General features: G+C 59.4%; 1 pseudogene. It reads left to right on the top strand.

Features of this window, described 5'->3' with window-relative positions:
* A pseudogene (locus tag HT737_RS29450) lies at window positions 1-525 on the top strand (HDOD domain-containing protein); the annotation flags it as partial.
* Window positions 526-539 lie beyond the last annotated feature (14 nt).

Below are 539 nucleotides of genomic sequence, written 5' to 3' on the forward strand. Positions count from 1 at the left end.
CCCAGGATGTGGCCATGACTTGCCTGACCCTTGCCAAGCGCGTCGGCACCGAGGCCAGCGACGAGGCTTACGCCTTGGGGCTTTTTCCACGACTGCGGCGTGCCGCTGATGCTTCAGCGTTTCCCGGATTACATGACGACACTCGAAAAGGCCTACGCCAACGCGAGTGCCGAGCGCCGGGTCGTGGACACCGAGAATGATGTCTACAACACCAATCACTCGGTGGTCGGTTATTACACCGCCAAGTCCTGGCGCCTGCCGGAACACGTCAGTGCAGCCATCGCCAACCACCACAATGCCCTGGCGATTTTCAGCGACGAAACCTCGCGCAACAGTCAGATGAAAAACCTGCTGGCGATCCTGAAGATGGCCGAGCACATCTGCGCGTCGTACCGGGTGCTGGGCAACCAGACCGAAGACTTCGAATGGCAGGCCGTCGGGCCGCTGGTGCTGGAGTACATCGGCCTCTCGGATTACGACTTCGAAACGTTGAAGCAGACGATCCGCGAACTTGGCGCACACTGATTTAGCAAAACTGA

Source organism: Pseudomonas sp. MD195_PC81_125, from assembly GCF_014060985.1.
GTDB lineage: Bacteria > Pseudomonadota > Gammaproteobacteria > Pseudomonadales > Pseudomonadaceae > Aquipseudomonas > Aquipseudomonas parakoreensis.